Below are 22006 nucleotides of genomic sequence, written 5' to 3' on the forward strand. Positions count from 1 at the left end.
CGCCGCCCGTGCCGCGGCCGGTCAGGCCCCGGCCTCGGTGTTCGCGCCGGCCGGCTTGGTGACCCGGTTGATCCAGGGGGCCTTGTAGTCGGCGAGCTGGGTCTGCTTGTCGTCCCAGGCGCCGTAGCGCGGATTGACGTCGACGCGCAGTGCCTTCGACGCCTTGCTGAGCGCCTCGCCGACGGCCTGCTGACCGGCGGGCTGCTGCAGGTCGGCGCCGAGCGCCTGGGCCAGCTTCGTCAGCTGGACCTGCTCGCGCAGGACGGAGTCGATCTGGTCGGGGGCCACCCAGCTCTGCTGGAGCATCGCCGTCCGCAGCCCCGCCTCCCCGCCGGTCTGCGCCGCCGCGGCCTTGCGCATCTGCTGGATCTCGCTGCGGCTGACGCTCACGCCCGCGTCGCGCGCGGCCCGGTCCACGACCCGGTCGAAGATCATGCCGTGCAGCTTGGCGCGGCTGAGCTGACCGGACTTGTCGATGAGCTGGGAGGCGTCCTTCGAATCGCTCTGGGCCTCGCGTACGGACGCCACCTGGCTCTGCAGTGCGGAGACCTCGATCCGGTCCCCGCCGACGACGGCCGCGGCGCCCGGGTGGGCCTCGCTGCCGCAGGCGGTCAGAAGTGGGGCGCCGGCGAGCAGGGCGGCGGAGACGGTGAGCGCGGTGCGACTGCGGCGGTGCAAAGGAACCTCCCGGGGAGACTTTGTGCATCAGTGCACAAGACCTTGCGGTGATCGATGTTAGGCAGTGGACGTGGCCGGGGCCACCGATTCGACCAACGATTCGGGAGGAGTTGGGGATGTGGGCCCGGTCCGGGCCGCTCAGGGGACGCGTTCGGCCGGCGGGGCCGGGGCGTCCGGCCGCAGCATGATCGTGCGCGAGACGACGAAGGTGATCGGGATGGCCGCGGCGGCCGCGGCCAGTGGCGCGTACCGGCTGCTGAACCCGGCGAGGTCGACCAGCAGATAGACACCGCCGGTCGTGATGACGAAGTTGGCCGCGTTGGTGAGCGGGAAGAGCAGGAACTTCCGCAGGGTGGGACGGGTCCGGTAGGTGAACCAGCAGTTCAGGAAGAAGGAGCCGGTCATGCTCAGCGCGAAGGCGATCACATGGGCGGCGATGTAGGGCAGCCACGTCAGCAGGACGAGGTAACAGCCGTAGTACGTGCCGGTGTTCACCACTCCCACGAGGGCGAATCGGGCCATCTGTGCCGTGACCGTCATCGGCGTACGAACTCCTGGGGCTCTCGTGTCCGGTGCGGCGCCTCGGTGTTCGTGGCCTTCACCAGGAAGTGCGGGCGCCTCTTCACCTCGTAGTAGATACGGCCGACGTACTCGCCGACCACCCCGACCATCACCATCTGGACGCCGGCGAGCGCGGTGACCACGACGATGAGGGTGACGTAACCGGGGGTGTCCACTCCCTGCACCAGGGCGACGCCCACGATCCACGCCGCATAGGCGAAGGCCACGGACAGCAGCAGCATGCCCAGGTAGAGCGCGGCGCGCAGCGGTTTGTTGTTGAAGGACAGCAGCCCGTCGAGACCGTAATTGAGCAGCTTTCCGAAGGTCCAGGCGGAACTGCCCTGTTCACGGACGGCATTCTCGTAGCTGAAGGTCGTCGTACGGAATCCCACCCAGGCGAAAAGACCCTTGGAGAACCGGTTGTATTCGGTGAGTTGCAGTACGGCGTCGACGGTGCGGCGGGACAGCAGCCGGAAGTCCCCGACGCCGTCGACCAGTTCCACGTCCACCAGGCGGTTGATCAGCCAGTAGTAGGCGCGGGCGCTGAGCGTGCGGGTGACCCGGTCGCCCTTGCGGGTGCGGCGGGCGATCACCTGGTCGTGGCCCCGCGCGTGCTCCTGGAGCATCCGGCCCACGAGCTCGGGCGGGTGCTGCAGATCGGCGTCCATGATGACCACGGCGTCGCCCTCGGCGTGCTGGAGGCCGGCCAGCATGGCGGCCTCCTTGCCGAAGTTGCGGCTGAAGGAGACATAGCGGACCCGCGGGTCGGCGGCGGCCAGCTCCTGGAGGATCACCAGGGTCCGGTCCGCGCTGCCGTCGTCGACGAACACCAGCTGGAATTCATGTCCGAGCCCGGTCATTTCGTCCGTGACGCGTTCATGGAAACGTTCGAGGATCTCTTCCTCGTTGAAACAAGGCACCACCAGCGAGATCAGCACGGATGTACATCAGCGCGGCCAGATGTCGGAACCCGATGCAGCACGTGGCCGATGAGCGTCCATTACGTGAACTGACCTATTTCGGCACGGGTTTGAGCGTTCGGGGCTGGCATATTCCTGCGTATGCCGACTTCCCGTCCCCGCCTGCGCGCGGGCTCGCTCGCCGCGCTGCTCACCGTCGCCGCGGTCTGCGCGGGTGACGCCGTGGCGCGCGTCTTCCCGTTCGGGCCGCACACGCGCAGCGTCAACGACCTGGGCAATCAGTTCGTGCCGTTCCACGCCCGGCTGTGGGACCTGCTGCACCAGAACGCCGACGGCGGGCTGCTGCTCAACTGGTCCTCCGGGTACGGGACGAGCTTCCTGCCGGATCTCGGTACCTATCTGACCAGCCCGTTCGCCCTGCTCGTCGGGGTCTTCCCGCGCGACCGGATCGATCTCGCGGTCTATGTGGTCACGCTCCTGAAGATGGCGTCGGCGGCGGCGCTGATGACCCTGTTCCTGCTGACGCTGCGCGGCGGGCGCTGGTGGGTGGCCGGGGCGCTCGGCGGCTCGTACGCGCTGTGCGGCTGGTCGGTCGCCGAGGCCTCGTACAACCCGATGTGGCTGGACGGGCTGGTCGCCCTGCCGCTGCTCTGCCTGGTCGCCGAGTGGGCCCGTACGGGGAAGCACCGGATCGCCGGGCCGCTGCTGGTCGCGGTGGTGTGGGCGGCCAACTTCTACACGGCGTACATGGCGACGCTCGGAGCCGCCCTGGTGCTGGCCGTCCGGCTCTTCACCGGGCGGGACGACCGGCGGGCGGTGGTCCGGGGGCTGGCGCGGGCGGTCTGCACGGTCGGGGTGGGCGTCGGGCTCGCGGCGCCCGTCCTGCTCCCCGTCTATCTGGGCACCAAGCACGCCTACCCGGGCTGGGACCGCGCGTTCGCGCCCGCCGCCTGGCCCGATGTGCTCGCCCGGCTGCTGCCCGCCACGTACAGCTTCTTCACCCCGGCCCTCTTCCTCGGCACCGGCACCCTGCTGCTGGCCTGTGCGCTGGCCTTCCAGCGGTCCGTGCCGGGACGCGAGCGGTGGACCTGGGCGGGGCTGGTGGCGGGGGTCGCGCTGTCGTTGCAGTGGGAGCCGACCCATCTGCTGTGGCACGCCTTCGCCACGCCCAACGGCAGCCCGTACCGGCAGACGTTCGTGCTGGCCGGGCTGGTGGTGATCGCCGCCTGGGTCTCGGTCTCCTACGGCCGGCCCGATCGGCGGGCGCTGCTCGGCGGGGGCGCGGTCCTGGTGCTGCTCGCGGCCGGGGCCGGTTTCAGCGATCTGGTCACCGGGTGGACGTATCCGCTGTTCGGGGTGGGGCTGGTGGCCGCGGTCTGCGCCCTGGTGCTGCTCGGGCGGGGGCGGAGGCTCGCGGCGCTGGCCGCCGTGCTGCTGATCGGCGCACAGGCCGGGCAGGCCGCCGCGTCCACCGCGTACTTCGACCGGGAACGGCTGAACCGGCTCGACGACTACGCGCCCTGGGGCGAACGGCAGCGGACCCAGGCGGCCGTGGTCGCGGACGCCGACGGCTGGCCGGACTACCGCACGGACCCCGGCCGGGAGCAGACCACCGCCAACGATCCGCTGCTGGTGGGCGGGCAGGGCGGCGCGTACTACAGCAGCCACACGCCCGATGTGCTGACCCGCACGATGCGTGCGCTGGGCGGCGGGTGGACGTCGAACGGCCGGGCCGTGCAGAGCCTCGACAACCCGGTCACGGACGCGGTCTTCTCGGTCGGCGCGCGGGTGCGCGGGCCGCGTGATCCGCACCAGGGGGCCGGGCACACGGGCATGGGCGGCACGGACGACCGGCCGGTGACGGTGAGCCGTGCCGAGGTGCCGCCGCTGGTGACGGTGCGAAGGGCGGGCGGGCCGGTGCCGTACGGCCGTTCACCGTTCCGGAACCAGGAGCGGCTGCTCGGCTCGCGGGTCTACACGGTCCCGCCGACGGCGCTGCGCACGGCGGACGGCGGCTCGGTGGCCGGCAAGGGGGCGTACGACTACCGGGTGGGGCGCGGCGCGTACACGCTGACCGCCGCCTGCCCGGCGGGCAGCGAGGCGTATCTGTGGGCGCCCGACATGTTCGGCCGGGCACGGCTCGGCGACGGCCCGGAGGTCGAGTTCAAGGGGCAGCTGCCGGCCCGGCGGGCCGCGATGCACCGCTTGGGCGAGGTCGGCGGGGCCGGGACCGTGCGGGTCACGCTGGCCCCGGTACGTGCCGGGACCGTCCCGCACGAGGCGATCGGCTGTCTGGACCGGTCCCGGCTGGCCTCGGCGGTCGCCGGGCTGAAGCGCACCGGCGCGAGCGCCGTGCACGTCACCGCCCACGGCGTCCGGGCCGAGCTGCCGCCCGGCACCACCGGAACGGTCGTGCTCGCCGCGCCCCGGATCGCGGGCTGGAGCTGCCAGGGCCGCCCCGCGGACAGCTATCTGGGCCTGGTCGCCACCCCGGCCCCGGCCGACGGCACGGCCATCGACTGCACGTTCCGGCCGCCGGGGCTGCGGGCGGGGGCCTTGGCGGGGGCGGGGGCACTGGCTTTCCTGGTCGTGGGCGAGCTGGTCCTGGCCTACCGGCGGCGGTTCGACTGCACCTCGTAAAAGGTCAGCCCTGGAAGCTGAGCTGTGGCGAGTGGGTGTGGTCCGCGCGGCAGAGAAAGACATTCATGGAGCCCCAACGGCCCACGGTGACGTGTGTGGGGACATTGGCGTCCATGCCGTCCGCCGTGGGCCGGTCCTCCTCCGGAATCCAGCTGCGGCTCCCGCCGTCCCACTCCTTGCTCGCCACCGTCACCAACAGGTCGGTCCAGGCCCCGCACTCGCACAGTACGTCGGCGCGGCCGGTCGCGTGCCAGGAGGCGAAACCGCCCGCCTTCCAGCCCGGCGCGATCGACAAGTCGGAACGGTAGAGGACCGCGTCCTCATCCAGGTCGTCCTCGTCACCTTCCCACGCATCGATGCGTTCCCGCAGGTCGTCCGGGAGCAGGTGGATATCAGGATGCTCGATCACTTGCTCGGGGTCGAGCACACACGAGGACGGTACATATCCCTCGGCCCCCACCACTTCGGGCTCCAGCTGCTCGGTCAGGACGCCACCGACCTCGCCAGACCGCCGCCAGCGGAGCTCGACAGCGGGTTCGTGACGCCCGTGGTGCGCGTCGAACGGACACCACAGGATCTGGAGCAGATCGTGATCACTGGGACCCCCGAGGTCTGGTACGTCCCGCCGGAACAACTGGGCCAGCGCGAGGAGCGGTACGGGGTCGGCCTCGCCGAGCCAGGGGGCATGACGCCCGCGTTTGAGCGACCGGAGCACGTCACCCTCGGCGTCCGTGGGACCGGGGCGCTGCCCCGGGGCGGGAACCCGGCCCCACGCCTCCGCGAGGATGCGCCGGCGCATCCGTACGTCCGCCGTCCGCTCCCCGTAGCCCCGCCGGTGGCGCTCCGTGCACACCGGCCAGGCTTCCTCGGCCGGCCAGAGCAACGGCCCACCCACGGAACTGTCGTAGGGGCCTGGGGCACCCGGCCGGGGATGCAACCGTGTCGCGGTACGGCGGTGGACAGCGAGCTCCGGGAAGACACTCTCGATGTCCACCGGACGAGAGGGGGTGGTGCGGGACATGCGTCTCCTTGAACGACCTGGGCACCACAGGCTACTGAGCACTGTTCCGTAATCCCTGGCGGGCGAACGACGACAGCTACCCGATCACACCCGCACCACCGGTCGCCGCCGTACACCCGGCGAACACCACGACCCCCGTCGCCACCGACGCGATCGTCGAGGGTCGGATGAAGAACCAGGGCCGTGCGGACGCCCGCCCGGCCGGGGCACGCTCTCCGGCCCGGACCTCGGACGAGACGCCCGGTCTCGGCGACGCCGGGGGTCCGGTGAACGTCGGTGTGCACGCCGTGGCCATCGCCCCAGAGACGGACGGCTTCGGGCGCGATCGAACTCGCCCAGTGGGTCGCGCCGTCCCACAGGACGCGGTCGTAGCTCCTGCGAACACGCAGAACGCCCGGCCGGGGATCCTCCAGCCGGGCGTTCTGCCTATGTCGGACACGGTCAGTCCTGTTCAGCGCACCACCACGGTTGCCTGTCGCGAAGAGCGAGCGGCGTCACGGGGCATCACTCTCTACACGTCTTCCAGATGACGCAGCAGCTGCCACCACTCGTCGGATTCCGTAGAACCCGTGATGCGCAGGTACCCCGAGCCGAGTGCGTACTCCGACACGAACTCGGCGAGGCTGTCCGCCACACGCTCGAACCGGCGGCTCGCCCACCAGGAAGTCAGCATGTCCGGGTAGGCCCAGATCGATCCGTCCCGGCGATCGACCAGCACCGGGTTCTCGTTGATCTTCCCGACGACGAACCAGTTGTCCGGGTCCTCCGGGACTTCGACCCTGCCCGGAGAGATCAGCCCCTGCGACTTCTCGGCGAACTTCCTGTCGAGGATCACCACCGATCCCATGATGGCCCCGTCCGCAGCCAGCAGGAAGTCCAGGTACTCCTCCGGAGCATCCAGATCCGGCCGCCGGGAGACTCCTTCCGGAATGGAATTAAAAATGCTCCACTCCTCACTGGAGTCGATAGCTTCACGAGCCCTGGCAAGGCTCTGCCTGAATTCTTCGGTGATCATTAGGGCCCCTGAATGTTGACAGAGATTGGCGTGTAATCCGGCAGATGCATGATCTGCAGCCTGATCTGCCTGCCGATGACTTGATTGGTGGTGGCATCAAGCATGTGGAGGTTGCTCCGGACGTCAGGTCCGCCCAATTGAAGCTCCCAGACATGATCCGGGTTCATGTTTCCGAAGATTCTTCTGCGGGCCGCCGCAACGAATTCTGGATTATTTTTGTTGAACTGAGCGTAGACCCTCTTGAAGAATTCCTGCTTGTAACCCTTCTCGATACCGGCTCTCGCCGGAAGAGGATTGGGCGCCTTGACGAGCTTTCCGTCGTCGCCGAGCTGCTTGAGCGCATCCGCCTTCAGCTTGAACTGGGACTTGGGCATTCCCGGCTCCCAGCTCACCGTGATGCTGGTCTGGCAGATGTCGTTGTCGTTGTGGACGAGTACCGGAACGGCGCCGGCCTTCACATAGTACGTGTGGAGACCGTCGATGCTCAGGTCATACGTGGTGCGCTGCGCCGTGTATGCCTTGATATCAAGGATGACCGTGGGCCCGCCGCTCCCGTTCTGGAGTTTCTGGCCGGCCTTGAGGTCGGCGGCCTGGGTCCAGGCATCCTTGGTGGACTCGTAGAACTGGTGATGCTTGGTGGTCTGGATCGTCTTCGGGCCCGACTTCGTGGACACGACCACGTCCACGAACTCGCGGTCCGTCTTGGTGACGATGACCGCCTTGACCTTGTGCTTCTCCTGCTTCTTCTTGCCGGGTTCGGCCGTCAGGACATAGTCCCCGACCTTGATCTCGGAGATCGGCTTGGTGGTGGCGTTCGCCAGGACCACCGAAGTGGCGCCGGTGAAGCTGTGTGGTGTGCAGCCCTTCCGGCCGAACCGGCTCGCCGCCGCGCCGAACACGCCGCCCGTGACCGCGCCCACCGCCGTGGCCTTCGCCGCGCCGGAGGCGCTGCAGCCCTCCTCGCTGGTCACGCACGAGACTCCGTAGCCGACCGCACCTTCCGCGGCGCCGCCCGCGGCGCCCATCGCCGCGCCGTTCAACGCCTTGCCGCCGAAACCGCCAAGCAGTCGGCCCACCGCACCGGAAGCCGCACCGCCCGCCGCGCCGCCGAGGGCGCCGGTGGCCGCGCCCACGCCGACCGCCATGGCGAAGCCGCCCAGCGTCTTGGGGCCGTCACTCATCGCGTAGCCCACCGCGTTCGCCGCCGCGCCCGCCAGGGCACCGCAACCGATCACGCCGACACCACCGGTCGCGGCCGTGCAACCCGCGAAGACCACGATCCCCGTGGCCACCGACGCGATCGTCGAGGCGTGCTGCTTCACGAAGTTGGCCGTTGCCTTCGCCGCCTTCTTGACGGCTCTGCCGACCTTCTTGGCGGCCTTCACCACCTTCTTCGCCACGTGAGCGGCGGCCTTGGCCACCTTCCTCACGGTCTTCTTGACCTGCTTGACGACCTTGTGGACGTACTTCTTGACGCGCTTATACGTGCGTTTGACGTATCTCTTGACCTTCTTGACACTGTCGGCCACGTAATGCACGGCCTTGCGAATGGTCCGCGTCGCCCTCTTGACGACCTTCTTGGCCGCCTTCTTCACCTTCTTCGCAGCGGCCTTGACTTTCTTCGCGACCGTCTTGACAGCCTTCTTGGTCTTCTTCCAGGCCGACTTGGCGACCTTCTTGACCTTCTTCTTGACCTTCTTGATGGCCTTGTCGATGAAGCTCGGCCAGTGACCGGTCGGGTCGGTGGCCGTCATCGGGTTCTGGTCCGCATACGCGTACCGGTTCGCGGACACCGAGGCGGGCAGCGGGTCCATGCCCGCCGTGTCCCGGCTGTTGAACTGACCGGTCTCCGGCGAGTACCAACGCGCCGCCATGTTCACCTTGGCGGTCTCCGGGTCCGTCCACCCCGACTGGTAGCCGAGATGCCCCAGCATGCCCGTCGCGTCGGACACCTTGCCGAACGGCGTGTACGACGACGAACCGCTCAGCGCCTCGCCGCCCTCGGTGAACTGACCCACCACGTCGTCATGGATGTCGGTCAGCGCCAGCACCGCCGAGACCGCCGACTTGATCCCGACCAGCGAACCGTCGACGTTGCGGCTGTAGGTCGCCGTCCCGTCCGACGCGACGTCATTGCCCACCCCGCTGTAGGCGAAGTCGAACACCGAGCCGCCCTGGACGTCCGTCGCCTTCAGCGTGCGGTCCAGACCGTCGTACGTGTACGTCCGATCGCCCTCGTTGATGACCCGGTTGAAGGCGTCCGCCTTCAGCGAGGTCTGCACACCCGCCTCGTCCGTGACCGAACTCATCGTGCCGCGAGCCGTGTACCGGTACGTGCTCTGCCCGTCGGAGCTGAGCCGGTTGCGGGCGTCGTACGTATAGGTGTCACCGCCCACGCGGGTGCGGTTGCCCGACGCGTCGTAGCCGTACTGCTCGGTCGTGGTGCCGTTGTCCCAGGACGTCAGACGGTTCGCCCAGTCGTAGGTGTAGGTGTGGGTACCCGCACCCGCGACACCGGTCGTCGTTTTCGACGTCTCGTTGCCGTTGAGGTCATAGCCGTAGGAGATGGACGACAGAGTCTTGCCGCCCGGAGACGTCAGCTTGTCGGTCGACAGCTGGCCCAGCGCGTCGTACGAGAACGTCCGCTGCGCCTTGGAAGGCCCGTAGTCGATCGACTTGACGTTGGACTCGATGTCGTAGCCGTATGTCATCACCGTGCCGGTGGAGCCGTCCGCGACGGTCTTCAGCCGGCCGGCGGTGTCGTAGCCGTACGCCGACGTGCCCGACGCGTCCTTGCGCGACGTCATCGCCCCGTCACCGTTGTAGGCGAAGGACGAGCTGCCGGACGGGCCGTTGGCCGACAGCAGCAGGCCGCGGTCGTCGTAGGAGAAGGTGTCCTTCTCCTCGCCCGCCCCGGCCACCGCGGTGACCTGGTCGTCATCGTCGTAGGAGTAGGTGTGGTCGACCGTCTCGGCCTCCGCGCCCTCGCCGTGCTGGCGGATCAGGCGGCCTCGGTCGTCGTACTCGTTGCCGGTGACCACGCCGCCGGGCGAACGCCGCTCCTTCGGCCGTCCGAGACTGTCGTAGACCATCGTGAAGGTGCGGTCGGCGAGATCGGGGTGGGCCGGTGTGGACGGCTCGATCTCGGACTCCGGCAGACCCCACGCGTTGTACGTCGTGAGGAAGGCGTTGCCCCGCCCGTCCGTGAAGCGCGTCCGGTTGCCCGCCGCGTCGTACCCGAAGGTGGTGGTGATCGACTCGGTCGCCGAGACCGGCTGCACCGCCTTGGTGATCACTCCCGTCGCATCCGTGGTCAGCGTGACCGCATGGCCCCGGTAGTCGGTCACCGAGGTCGGGTTGCCGACGCGGTCGTAGGTGGAGCTGCTGGTACGCAGCACCTTCCCCGTCGGGTCCAGATCGCTGGTGGAGACCAGCTGTCCGAAGCCGTCGTAGGTGTTCTTCGTGCTGCTGCCGTCCGGGTCGACCGAGGTGAGCGGCTGCCCGTCCATGTCGTAGGTGAACCGGCTGGTCGAACCCGCGCCGTCGGTCACCTCGGTGGTCTCGCCGAGGGCGTTGTACTTGTAGGACTCGCTGACCCCTGTCGGGCTGACCGTCCGGGACAGCTCGCCGCCGGGAGCGTTGTACTCGTTGATGGAGGTGTAGGCCCGCTCCGTGGGCTGGCGCACGACGTCGGTGTCCGTCAGCGGACGTCCGAGGTAGTCCCAGGTGGTCTCCTGACGGGCACCGCCCGGCCGCACGGCCGAAAGCTGGTCACCGTTGGGGGTGTACGCGTACTTCGTCGTCGCCCCTCCCGGCTCCCGGACCGAGGCCAGGTCGCCGAGCTGGGTGTAGGCGTACTCGGTGCGCTTGCCCAGCGGGTCGACCTCGGCGATGACCTGGCCGAGCTTGTTGTACTCGTTCCAGGCCGTGGCGGTGACGGGCGCGGTGGCCCCCGGTGGGGTGTAGTCCGGCATCGTCGTCGAGGACTCCTGGCCCTCGGCGTCGTAGGCCGTCACGGTCACGTTGCCGAGCGGGTCCGAGGTCTCCGTGCTCTCGCCGAAGGTGTTGTACCCGGTCATCGACACCGGCCGGATGGCGACCGGCTTGCCGCCCCCGGACTCGCTGTCGACGGTGGGCTCGGTCACGCTGGTCTGCTGGCCGGCCTCGTCGTAGCCGTAGTCGGTGGTGGCCCCGTTCTCGTCGGTCATCGACAGCGGCAGTCCGCGCTGGTCAAGCTTCCAGGTGGAGGTGCGGACCGAACTGCCCGCGGTCGGCAGCGTGCCGCCCTTGGCCGCGGTGACCTGTGCCGCGGTCAGCGCCTCGCCGTACACCTGGATGTCGCTGAGCGAGCCGTTGGTGTACTCCCCGTACTTGCCGCCGGCGAGTCTGCGCCCGATCTGCAACGGGCCCGTCGCGTCCCACGGGGTGCCGAAGGCGGCGGAGGTGCCGGCCTGGGTGCCGTTGACGTACAGCCTGATCTGGCCGGCGTCCTTGTCGTACACCCCGGTCAGGTGCGTCCAGGTGCCGGTGGTGACGGCGGCGGTGCCGGAGGTGGCACGGGCCAGGACCGGGGACGCCGAGTCGTCGCTGAGCCGGTTGAACGTCCAGCCGTACGCCGTGGAGTAGTACAGCTGGAAAGCGCTGCCGACCGCACCGTCCTGCGCGATGAACGTGCTGTTGGCGGTGGTGGAGTTCAGCTTGACCCAGGCCGAGACCGTGAAGGACCCGGTGGTGTTGACCACTGACTGCCGCGTCTGGCCGTAGGCGTTGGCCGTGCCGTTGAAGACCGCCGCGCCGCCGTGCTCGGTGGAGCGGGTGACCGCGTTGCCGAGACTGACAGTGGCGTTGCCGCCGGAGGCGTCGCCGGCCGTCGCGCCGCTGGTCTCCGAGAGCTTCCAGCGGCCGGCCGGGGCGGTGGTGCCGTCGTGCAGCGTGGAGCGGGTGACGTTGCCCAGGTTGTCGTAGAGCGTGTCGGTGGTGCTGGTACGGCCGTTGGCCGGGTCGAGGTCGGTCTCGGACACGACGTTGTCGTCCGGGTCGTAGTCGACCTTGGTGGTGCGGGCGAGCCCGCCCGGGTCCAGCACTGTCGACGTGGTGCGGTCGGCGGCGTCCACCGTGAACGTGCTGGTGGTCTGGCCGTCGTTGGTGACCTGCTTGATCAGGTTCCCGGCCGCGTCGTAGCTGTTTGCCTCCTCGGTGAAGGAGGCACCGGTCCGCGGGTCCTTGCGCACCACTGTCGCGGCGAGGCCGTCATCGGTGTAGGTGTACGCGCTGACCCAGCCCATCGCGTCGGTGATCGAGGCGAGTCGGCCGCCCGGGTCGTAGGCACGGGACTCCTGCACCAGCATGGTCGGCGCGGAGGGGCTGTTCGGGTCGCCGGTGTAGTTCAGCAGGTTGGTGGTGAGTGGCCGGCCCTCGCCGTCGAAGGTGTAGGTGTTGACGTTTCCGGCGGGATCGGTCTCCTTGACCTTGTTGCCGTAGCCGTCGTACTCGAACAGAGTGGTGTCGCCGCCCGGGTCGGTGCGTGAGGCCATCCGGTTGTAGGCGTCGTACGTCATCGACGTGGTCCGGGTCGCATCGCCCCCGGTCAGGTCGGCGACGCTCTGCGCGGTGACGTTGCCGTCCGGGTCGTACTCCGTGGTGGTCCGCGCCGTGTGCACGGCCCCGGTGACCCGGTTGGTGACGGGCGGATCCGTCTCGGTGCGGACCTGGTCGTCCTTGTCGTACGTGAGGGTCGTGGTCATGCCGCCCGGCTGGGCGTCCGAGACCTCGGTCCTGGTCAGCGTGCGGCCGAGGTTGTCGTAGGTGCTGGACTCCTTGGCACCATTGGCGTCCGTCACCGAGGCGAGGTCGCCGTTGGCGAAGTACGTGTAAAGGGTCCGACGGCCGCCCGGTGTGACCACTTCGGAGACCAGACCCACCGGCGCCTTCGCGGTGCCGCCGTCGGCCGCCGCAGTAGCGGCGTCGGTGTACGCGGTGGTCGCGGTCCGGCCCTTCGGGTGACCCGGTACCGGCGGTGTCGTCACGGAGAGGACGTTGCCCGCGGTGTCATAGGTGTAGCTGGTGAGGTAGGTGTTGTCCGCCGGCCCGGAGGAACGGCCGTCCCGCTCGGTGAGCAGCAGGTCGTTGCGCGGGTCCATGGGCGGGAACGCCGTGGTCGCGTCCGGGTAGTACGTGTAGTAGTCGGTGGCGCACTTGTCCGCCGCCGTGTCCTGGCACATGGTCTGGGAGACCGTGTTCCCACGGATGTCGTGGCCGGTGACGGACCGGTTGCCGTTGGCGTCCGTCACCGTGTGCAGGAAGCCCGCGGTGTCGTAGCCGTACGTGGTCCGCTTGCCGTTGGTGTCGATCGCGGCCAGCAGGCGGTTGCCCATCTCCGCGTCGTACACATAGGTCAGCGTCCGGTTTCCGGGATCGGTGAGCTTCACCGTCCGCACCGGTGCGACCCCGGCGGATGCCTTGTACGCGGACCAGTGCTGCTCGACCTGGTCCTCGGTGAGGCCGCCCGCGTGCACGGCGACCTCGGCGATGGAGCCGGGGAAGTAGCTGATGTCGGCGGGTGCGCCGATCCAGCCCTTGGCGAAGCCGGCGCCGACGTAGGTGCGGGTGTTGGCCTGGTCGTTGACCGCGCCCGCGGCGTCGGCCTGCTTGACCCCGTCGACGTACAGGGTCTGTGTGGCGCCGGTGGCGGAGAGGACCGCGTGGTGCCAGGCGTTGTTGTCGACCTTGGCCTTGGAACCGAAGTCGGTGCCGGCCGATCCCGCGCCGTTGTACCAGTGGCCGCGCAGTTTGCCATCGGCTGCCACATACAGGACCGGGCTGTAATTTCCGCCCGCTCCGGCCGGGTCGGTCAGGACCCGCGACTGGTCGGAGACCAGCACACCGGGCTTGGCCGTCCTGAACCACAGCTCGACACTGCGGTCGCCCTTGCCGTGCCACGTGTTGTAGGGGATCTCCGCGTAGGAGCTGGTGCCGTTGAACTGCGCGGCCGTGACATCACCGCTGCCGAACGGTCCGGCGACCCCCTGGGTCACATTGCTGTAGGTGCCGAATCCGGTGTGGACCTCATTGGCTGCCTGCGGCGCGCCCTGGGTGTCGTCGAGGCGCCAGTACCCCGCCGGGGCGGTCCCCATCACCGCCGAGCGGTAGACCTGGGACGAGCCGGTGACGGTGGCCGGGTTGAGCTTCCAGGTACCGCCGTCGCCGTCGGTGGCCTGGGTGACCAGGTCATCGGTGCTGCCGTAGACGACGGACGCCTGCGTCTTGCCGTTCGGCGTGGTGATCTCGTTCAGCAGGCCGGCGGGCCGCTTGGCCGCCTGGTACTGCGCGGTGATCACCGACGGGTCGAGTGCCTCCGTGTAGATCGCCACCTCGGCGAGCTGGCCGGCGTAGTGGCCCAGCTTGTCGTTGGCGTTCATGGCAGGCCAGCCGTCGGTGTTCACGCCCGCGCCGAAGGAGATGTACGGCTGCTCCCAGTCGTTGATCGTTCCCGAGAGGCTGCCCTGCTTCACCCCGTCGAGGTAGAGCGTCTGGCTGGTGGCCGCGCCGGTCAGAGCGACGTTGTGCCACTGGCCGTCGGTGACGGTGGCGGTGGACGCGGTGGTGGTCATGCACCCCGGCGACATGGCGAGGCAGCCGCGGAGCTTCCCGTCGGTGCCCACGTAGACCGCCGGGGTGTTCTTCTTGGTGCCGGCGACCGGGTCGGCGTCGCTGAGCGGCTTGTCGCCGTAGTAGAAGAGGACACCTCCGGCCTGGGTGGTCTTGAACCACAGCGAGACCGTCGTGTACGAGGGGGTGGCGCCGGGGGCGCTGGGTATCTCGACGTACGAGGTGGTTCCGTTGAAGGTCGCGGCCTTCTGCGTGGAGCCGGTCAGCGGGCCGGTGCCGCCGGGCGTCACATTGTGGTAGAGGCCGTTGTACCTTCCCTGGTTGAGGTCGATCGCGTCGGTGGCGGCGGTCGCACCGGCGGCCTCGCCGAGCCGCCAGTACGCGTACGGATCGGCGTCCAGGACGGTGGTGCGGTAGTGGTTGCCGGTGGCGTATCCGTAGACCGTGCACTTGGCCGGGTCCTGCGGCGGACAGACCTTGGTGAGCTGGTCGCCGGTGTAGCCGTAGCTCCACTTCTGGGCGGTGCTCAAGTCACCCGCCTTCGCGGGGTCGGTGGTCACCGTGTCGACGTGGGGTGAGCCCGCGCCGGACGGGGTCTGCCAGGTGAGCGCCAGCGAGCGGTTGGAGGTCGCGTTGGTGATCTTGGTCAGCTTGCCGGAGGTGTAGGTGAAGGTCTCCGCGCGGTTCGCGTAGTCCTTGATCGCGGATATCGCGAAGGTGCCGGCCCGGCCGGTCACGGCCTGCTGGAAGCTGTAGGCCGTGAAGTCCTTGTCGGTCAGCACGTATCCACCGCCCGAGGCGGCCGGCGCGAGCCGTGCGTACCGGCCCATCGGCGGTACGTACGTGCCGTCGGCGTTGCGCCCGAACGCGACCTGCTCGCCACCGGGGTAGGTGACGATCACGCTGGTGAGCGTCCCCGAACCGTCCTTGACCTCGACGGCCTTCATGTCGGCGACGGTCGCCCAGCCCGCGCCGAACGCGCCGTCGGTACGCGGGTCACGGCTGTTGTACGAGCGCTCGACGGAGAGCGACGGGCCGACGACCTCGACCTCCGCGTCGGTGTCCTCGGTGGTGTAGTTGGCGTCGCTCGGGTCGAATTCGTGGCCGTCGGTGTTCTGCGCCAGCCCGGACGTGACGGGTGGCTGGGGCACGGCGGTGGCGAACCGGCTCGCCGAGTACATCACCGAGTCGTATCCGTCGGTGACACTGACGTACCAGGCGTAGTTCTTGCTCCACTTGAGCTTGCCGGACGGGACCTTCCAACTGCCCTTGGAGATCATGCCGGAGGTGGCGACGGGGGTCTCGCTGTCGCTGTCGGCGTCATAGACCTCGAAGGCGTAGGTCAGCGTGGCCATCGGCCACTTGTCGGCGTCGCTGGCGTAGACCAGGAGTTCTGGCTGGAGCGTGTTCGCCTGGTAGTTCTCCGGCGGGTACTGGGCGGTGATCTGCGGGGCCTTGTTGGCCGTGTACGTGAGGTCCAGCGCGGGCCGGAAGCCCGCCGTGGCGCTGTTGTCGGAGTGGAACTTCTTCCAGTGAAGCCCGTCGCCGGTCGGGGCGGTCAGGGCCAGCCCGTAGTTGGCGCTGCCGGTGGCGACGGAGTCGAACCAACCGGTGGAGAGCTTCACCGGCATCTTGACCCCGACCTTCAGGTCATTGGTTCCGCCGGCGTTGTTGCTGCAGGAGGCGCCGGGGGCGGCCGTGGCCGTGCCGATGGCGGTGCCGTATGCCGGGCCGGGGTAGGAGGTGACACCGGACGGGGTCCAGGATTTGGTCACCGGGTGGACGGAGAACGGTTCGGCGGTGCAGGTCGCGGACCAGAGCGCGTAGACGTTGAGGGTGGCGGCGCTGACCCGCTGGCCCTTCAGCGTGGTGCCCAGCGAGGAGAACTGGAGGAACGAGTTCGCCTTGTTGGTGCCGGAGTCGTAGGAGCCGACCTTGATCTGGTTCTCGGTGGAGTGGTCGCCGCCGATGGTGTTCTGGGCGTACGTCGAGTTGCTCGCGGCGATGGTCGGATCCACGGTCACCGGGTAGGTGCGGGCGGGGTCGTCCAGCCAGGCGCGGTCGGCGGTCAGCCGCAGCGCGGGCTTGCCGTCGTCGACGGTGGTCAGTTCGTACGTCACGGACCGGGACAGCGCGGCGTCCCCGGAGCGCGGGTCGATCTTCGAGTCCTCCATGAAGGCGTGCGGAATGGTGGCGGTCACCTCCCCGTCCGCGTCGGTGAACTGCACGCTGCCGTCGTCCGCGATGCGCGGGGTGAGGCCCTTGAGGTCCAGCGGGAACAGCCAGGAGTTCGGTGCGTCGGCCGAGCTCAGCACGAGGCGTTCCTTGAAGCCCTCGGTGAGCGGGGAGAGCAGCAGATCGGTGTCCGGCAGCACGTCGGCATAGGTGGCCGTGTCGTCGGCATCGATGGTGGGGGCGGCCTTTCGCGCGCCGCGCAGCGCGTACGCGAGTCGGCGGCCGGAGCCGAAGTCGACCGAGGCGAGCTGCTGGTCGGCGGCGTCCGGCGCGAACTCGACGCCGAGCGAGTTGGCTCGCTGCTGGAGCCGGCCGTCGGCGTCGCGGACGAGGGCGGTGTCGATCGGCTTCCAGACGCCCTCGGCGTCCTTGAAGTTGGACCGGCCGGTGTAATGCCGGATCGTGGTGGAGCCGTCCGCGTTGGTGTAGAAGTCCGAGGTGGCCGTGGACTTCTTCGCGTTCCGCCGACTGGTGCGGGCGTCGAAGCTCTTCGCCGTGCCCGCGACCGGATCGGTGACGGTCTTCGCGGCCGGGTCGTCGTACCGCTGGTAGGCGTCGAGTTCGCCCTTGCCGCGGCCAGGGCGGTGACCGGCACCGTGGTCGGCGCGGGTCTGCCGTGCGGTGGCCGAGTGGCTCTTACCGCGGGCCGTGCTGCCGTGCTGGTCGGGGGTTTGCAGCGGGGACTTGCCCACCCACTCCCACAGCCCGGACAGGGAGAGCCTGGGCATCGAGACGGCGGGCAGGGTCTCCCCCGCCGCAACCGCGGTCTCCGTGGTCAGCATGCAGGAGAACGAGACGAGCACGGCCAGGGCCGTGGCTCTCGCCCTGCGGCGCCCTACGGGCCCGGGCGGGAAGAGTGAGGATGGTCTGCGCCACCGGGCATGCATCAGGGTCGCCTTCTTCTTCACGAGATCAACAAACAACCTCGTGACTTTGTCCTACGCCCGTGCACAAGTTCTACACATTCCCACGATCTCTTTATGTGATCTTTATCCTGCGGGATGAATCATCCCGAATTGCTTACTATCCAGCATTCTTGACGGCCCGCCGGATCTCGTCGGCGACCTGTCCTGAAAGGCCCTCACCAGAAGCGACACGGGTGAGGTTTCCGGGCTCCCCCTCTGCCTGACTCCTCTCCGCCGACACCCCGCCGATCACCACGAACGGGGTCTCGGGGTGGCGCTTCGCCGCGGTCCGCGCGGCCTCCCTCTGGGCCGGACCGACGGCGAGCACGATGCCGCACCCGCGCTGCATCAGGCTGTTCATGTGCGGCTGGGCGTTGGCCGTGGTCTGCTCGCCCATGACCGGAAGGTAGGTGACCCTGGCCCGGGTGTCGGCGGACCCCTGCTGCATTCCGGCCCAGACCGGCGCGGCCGGGGAACCAGCGGCGATGCCCTGATCGCCGGTCAGCAGGCAGGCGTCGAAGTCGCGGTACTGACGGGCCCGCGTGTCCGGCGGGTTCGCCGGATCCGTGCCGCCGAACCACCGGACGCCGAGCAGCACGCATCCGGCCAACAGCAGCGCTCCGCCCGCAGCCCAGAGGGCCCGGCGTCCGCGGACCGCGCTCGCCGCGGCGGCGAGCGCCTGCCGGACACGGGGCCGGCGCACGTCCGTGGAACGTCGCGGCTGCCGCCACAGACGCCGGGTCCTCACCGGACCTCCCGCACCGGACGCTCCGCCCGCACACCGGCCCCCGCGCCGGCCCGCCACGCGAACAGGGCGTGGGCCGTGGCACCGAGCGTGGAGGCGACGAGCAGCAGGAAGTCCACGGCGAATCCGAACCCATGGGTCTCGTCGGGCGTGAGGACGATCCGGAGCACCCAGGCCGCACTCAGGGCCGCGAAGGCGGCGGAGGCCGACCAGTCGGCGGTCCTGCGTCGGCGCAGGGCCATGACCGCGGACGGTACGAACCCGAACACACCCAGGGTCACCAGGGGCACCACGCCCATCAGCAGACGAGGGGTGGCCGCCGCGGTGGCCGCGCCCAGGGAACGGGCGCCGCGGCCGATGCCGACGGGCGCAACAGACTTCACGAACTATTCCTCACGGGAAGGAGACGGGACACGGCCACGGCGCGGACGGTCGGCCGTACGGGTGCGGGGCGGTGCGGACGCCGTACCGTACACCGCCACCACGCCGGGCCGTTCTGGTGGGCGTCACCAACGGCGGCACGGACCGGCGGTGACCCGACCCGTCGCTCACCCGCCGCACTGCTCCAGCATCGCCTTCTTGTCGGCGGCGGTGACCGGCAGTCCGTACTTCAGGGACACCTGCGCGAACCGCACCGCGTACGAGCAGCGGACCGGCTTGTACGGCGGCAGCCAGGACGCCGGGCCCGAGTCGCGCTTGGCGTTGTTGGCCGGACCGTCCACCGGGATCAGGTTGAGCGGGTCGTTGGCGATCTGCTGCCGCTTGGCCTCGTTCCAGCGCGAGGCACCCATCTGCCAGTCGTACGAGAGCGGCATGACGTGGTCGATCTGGACCTTGGTGGCCTGCTGCTTGCGCCAGTCGATGGTGGCGCCGGTGTACGGGTCCTTGAGGGTCATCGACACGACCACGCAGTCCGAACCGGACCGGAACTTCACGTCCTTGCCGTCCCGGGCGAGGAGGTCGTTACGGGTGTCGCAGCCGTTCCTCGCGAGCGGTATCCCGTCGACCGAGTCCTTCCACGCGTAGCCGAACTTGTCCCGCGCGTAACCGGTCTTCGGCCCCCGCCCCTTCGTCGCCACCTTCTCGATGACCTTCCGCCCGGCCGCCCGGTCCGCCTCGGAGGTGAGCGGGGCGAGCCCCGGCTTCGTACCGTCGGCGTTGTCGAGCGGACTGGCCCCGAATCCGGTGACGGCCTGTCCGCCGCCACCCCCCTTCGAGGGCGCGGACTCCGGGTCGCAGCCGGACAGGGCCAGCACCGCCGCCACGCTGAGGGCGGGCAGCATCACTCGGTACGCACGGGGAGATATCACTCGAAACCGTCCTGACGGGGAGAAAGCCGAACCCGGGAATCCTACGGACGCCTTCTCCTCGCGGGCATGCACATGCCGATGGTCCGGGCGATTGCGGCGTGAATCACACCAGCCGAATCAGCGGACCACGCGGGTGAGGAATGCGGGCGGCAGCCAGGGTCCGGTCCCTCCGCTTCGGGGGCCGGGCGCAGTCACCCGCCCCCTGCTGCTGAGCGGCAACCTGGAGGGCCGTCGGACGGGCCGGGGCCCCGAGGAGGTGTTCCGCTCCGTCACGGAGTCGGTGTTCGCGTCGGCGGATGAGCGGTCGGCGCCGGACGGGCCGGAGCGGGGTGGCGCGTGAGCCACTCCTGGAACTCACGATGCCGGAACTGGTAGGCGGCACCGGTCACCCGGATCAGCCCCGCTGTCCGGGACCACTCCAGGAAGCGGCTCAGGCGGAACGGCAGCCGTCGGCAGTTGACCAGCAGCCAGCACGTGTACATGGCCATGGGGCCGCCCAAGGCACAGTAGAGCGAGCCGAACATGAAGAGGACCAGGAGGTCGACGGTCGGCCCAAGACCCGCGGAACGGCTGAGGAGCACCATGACGACCGCGGGCCACAGGACGATCAGAGCGAAGAAGGCACCCGTGCGCGGCCAGCCGGACGGCCCCACCGCAGCCGAACCGAGGGAGTGGGCGGTGAAGAGGATGAGAAACAGCGCGGGCGCGAACAGCATCGCCGCCGTCATCGGCCAGTTCTCGACACCACCGAACCGTTGAGGTGCTGCGACCCTCCACATGACGAGGACGGGCCAGAGTGCCGAGACGCGTGCCACCCAGCGGCCGCGTCCGCTCCACGCCAGCCGCATCCCCACCCGCCACAGCGGGCTGCCCCACGGAGGCAGGGCGAAGTCGGCGCGTCCCCACAGACCGTTTCCGCCGGACCGCAGATACCGCAGCGCCGTGGCCCCCAGGACCGCGAAGAAAGCGGACAGGCCCCACGTCACCGCATCCCTCTCCCCGTCGGAGAACAGCAGCACGACCGGACCGAGCGCGAGGACTCCGACCAGAGCTGTGTACAGCCGCCTCGCCCACACGGCCCCCGGGGAGTGGGCGAGTTCGGACAGCACCAGATCCGTCCCGCCACCGCCCCGCGCCCGAAGACCGCGTGCGAGGACGCCCAGCCACGCGTGCACGTCCTCGGGTGCGTACCGGCTCCGCGTTCCCGCGACGGTGCGGGCGGACGAGGGGATGAAGTGGCCGAGGAGTACGTCGCCCACCTCCTCCTGCGTGGTGCATGTCAGAAGTTCGCCGGGGTCGTTGGCCTGCTCGTACGCCGTGGCCACGAGCACCAGCCGCCACGGCGTGGAGAGCGAACGGGCCAGCATGCCCTGAGGGCGGGCGCGCAACTCCGCCAGGACCGGGGCCCATACGGACTGACGGTAGGCCGCCCCCGCGCGCCGCGACAGGAATCCCGCCGCCGCCTCGGCACTCACCGGGTCGATCTCGACCCGCGCCGTGTCCAGCATCGGCCTTCCGGAGGCTTCGAGCGCGTCGTAGAGATCCGTGCGGCACGTCAGGACGAGTGGTGCGGGTTCCAGGCCCTCCTGATAGTCGGCCAGGGCGTCCAGCGCGCCCTGGGCCCGTGACTCGTCGAGCGGGACTTCCGCCCTGTCCATCTCGTCCAGACCATCGATGACCGGGAGCACCAGTCCGGCGTCCACGAGCTGACCGGCACGCTTCCACGATCTGCCGTAGTCGCGCACCAGATGCCTGACGACCCAGTCACGGAAGCTCTCCTCCCGCTCCCAGTCCCCGAGCGCGATCAGCACCGGGACGGGGTCGCCATCCGCCCTGGCCTTGTTGAGCTCCGCCACGAAGGACCGGGCCAGCACCGATTTCCCGGCTCCCGGCCGGCCCGTCACCACCAGGCGCCGGGGTCTGAGGGCCTGGTAGTCGGCGACCAGACCGTCCAATCGCCCGGCCGGCGCCAGCGGCGGCGCCACGCCTCTGGCATGTGTGTAGGGGCGGAATCGGTAAGTGAGGTCCGCGACGACCCGATCCCCGCCCAGCACCCGGCGCGACAACGGCTCCGCCAGCGCCACGGCCCGGCTCAGCTGTCGCGCCGCGGCCACATCGTCCACCACCGCACCGGCCCGCTGCGTCGCCCACACCCCGAACACCGTCGCGACCAGCGTCAGGGCCGTGAGCAGCATCCCGGCGACACCCAAGCGGTCCGGCAGGCTCTCCGCGCCCTGCCCGGGGCGCAGGACGTACAGCAGGCAACAGGCCGGCAGCACGCACGTCACCACGATCCAGCGATTGCGGGTTCTCTTCTCCCTGCCCCTCTCCATGCGTCGCATCCTGCCTCACGGATCCGACAACCGGC

Annotated in this window: 11 protein-coding genes; 1 reads left to right on the forward strand and 10 read right to left on the reverse strand. The window is 69.6% G+C overall.

Annotation, left to right across the window (positions count from 1 at the left end):
• Positions 1-21: 21 nt before the first annotated feature.
• From AB0D53_RS22675 to AB0D53_RS22685, 3 genes are all read right to left on the reverse strand, one after another.
• Complete coding sequence (locus tag AB0D53_RS22675) at positions 22-678, reverse strand: SurA N-terminal domain-containing protein (RefSeq protein ID WP_362449336.1); 657 nt, start codon at positions 676-678, stop codon at positions 22-24.
• A gap of 138 nt (positions 679-816) precedes the next feature.
• On the reverse strand, positions 817-1218 hold the full coding sequence (locus tag AB0D53_RS22680; RefSeq protein ID WP_362449338.1) for a GtrA family protein: 402 nt from the start codon (positions 1216-1218) through the stop codon (positions 817-819).
• Entirely contained in the window at positions 1215-2177 is a 963-nt protein-coding gene (locus tag AB0D53_RS22685; RefSeq protein ID WP_362449340.1) for a glycosyltransferase family 2 protein, read from the reverse strand. Before AB0D53_RS22685 ends, AB0D53_RS22680 begins: the two co-directional genes overlap by 4 nt.
• Positions 2178-2300: 123 nt before the next feature.
• Here AB0D53_RS22685 and AB0D53_RS22690 point away from each other — a divergent pair, with 123 nt between their 5' ends.
• Positions 2301-4799 carry a YfhO family protein gene (locus AB0D53_RS22690; RefSeq protein WP_362449342.1) on the forward strand — a complete coding sequence of 833 codons (2499 nt, stop codon included), beginning with the start codon at positions 2301-2303 and terminating at the stop codon, positions 4797-4799.
• Between the two features lie 4 nt (positions 4800-4803).
• Here the strand turns inward: AB0D53_RS22690 and AB0D53_RS22695 are convergent, their stop codons facing one another.
• From AB0D53_RS22695 to AB0D53_RS22725, 7 genes are all read right to left on the reverse strand, one after another.
• Complete coding sequence (locus tag AB0D53_RS22695; protein ID WP_362449344.1) at positions 4804-5820, reverse strand: hypothetical protein; 1017 nt, start codon at positions 5818-5820, stop codon at positions 4804-4806.
• A gap of 511 nt (positions 5821-6331) precedes the next feature.
• The gene (locus AB0D53_RS22700; protein ID WP_362449346.1) at positions 6332-6835 is read right to left on the reverse strand and encodes a hypothetical protein; all 504 of its coding nucleotides are present in this window, start codon (positions 6833-6835) and stop codon (positions 6332-6334) included.
• Complete coding sequence (locus AB0D53_RS22705; RefSeq protein WP_362449348.1) at positions 6835-17601, reverse strand: LamG-like jellyroll fold domain-containing protein; 10767 nt, start codon at positions 17599-17601, stop codon at positions 6835-6837. The genes AB0D53_RS22700 and AB0D53_RS22705 overlap by 1 nt, the downstream gene beginning before the upstream one ends.
• Positions 17602-17701: 100 nt before the next feature.
• A complete protein-coding gene (locus AB0D53_RS22710) occupies positions 17702-18286 on the reverse strand; it encodes a BMP family ABC transporter substrate-binding protein (protein WP_362449350.1) in 585 nt (194 codons plus the stop codon).
• A 41-nt stretch (positions 18287-18327) separates the two neighbouring features.
• Entirely contained in the window at positions 18328-18711 is a 384-nt protein-coding gene (locus tag AB0D53_RS22715; RefSeq protein WP_362449352.1) for a hypothetical protein, read from the reverse strand.
• Between the two features lie 165 nt (positions 18712-18876).
• Positions 18877-19611, reverse strand: a complete 735-nt coding sequence (locus AB0D53_RS22720; protein ID WP_362449518.1) for an HNH endonuclease family protein — start codon at positions 19609-19611, stop codon at positions 18877-18879.
• A gap of 296 nt (positions 19612-19907) precedes the next feature.
• The gene (locus AB0D53_RS22725; RefSeq protein WP_362449354.1) at positions 19908-21971 is read right to left on the reverse strand and encodes an NACHT domain-containing protein; all 2064 of its coding nucleotides are present in this window, start codon (positions 21969-21971) and stop codon (positions 19908-19910) included.
• Between the last annotated feature and the right edge of the window lie 35 nt (positions 21972-22006).

This window comes from Streptomyces sp. NPDC048295 (genome assembly GCF_040652135.1).
Classification (GTDB): Bacteria; Actinomycetota; Actinomycetes; order Streptomycetales; family Streptomycetaceae; genus Streptomyces.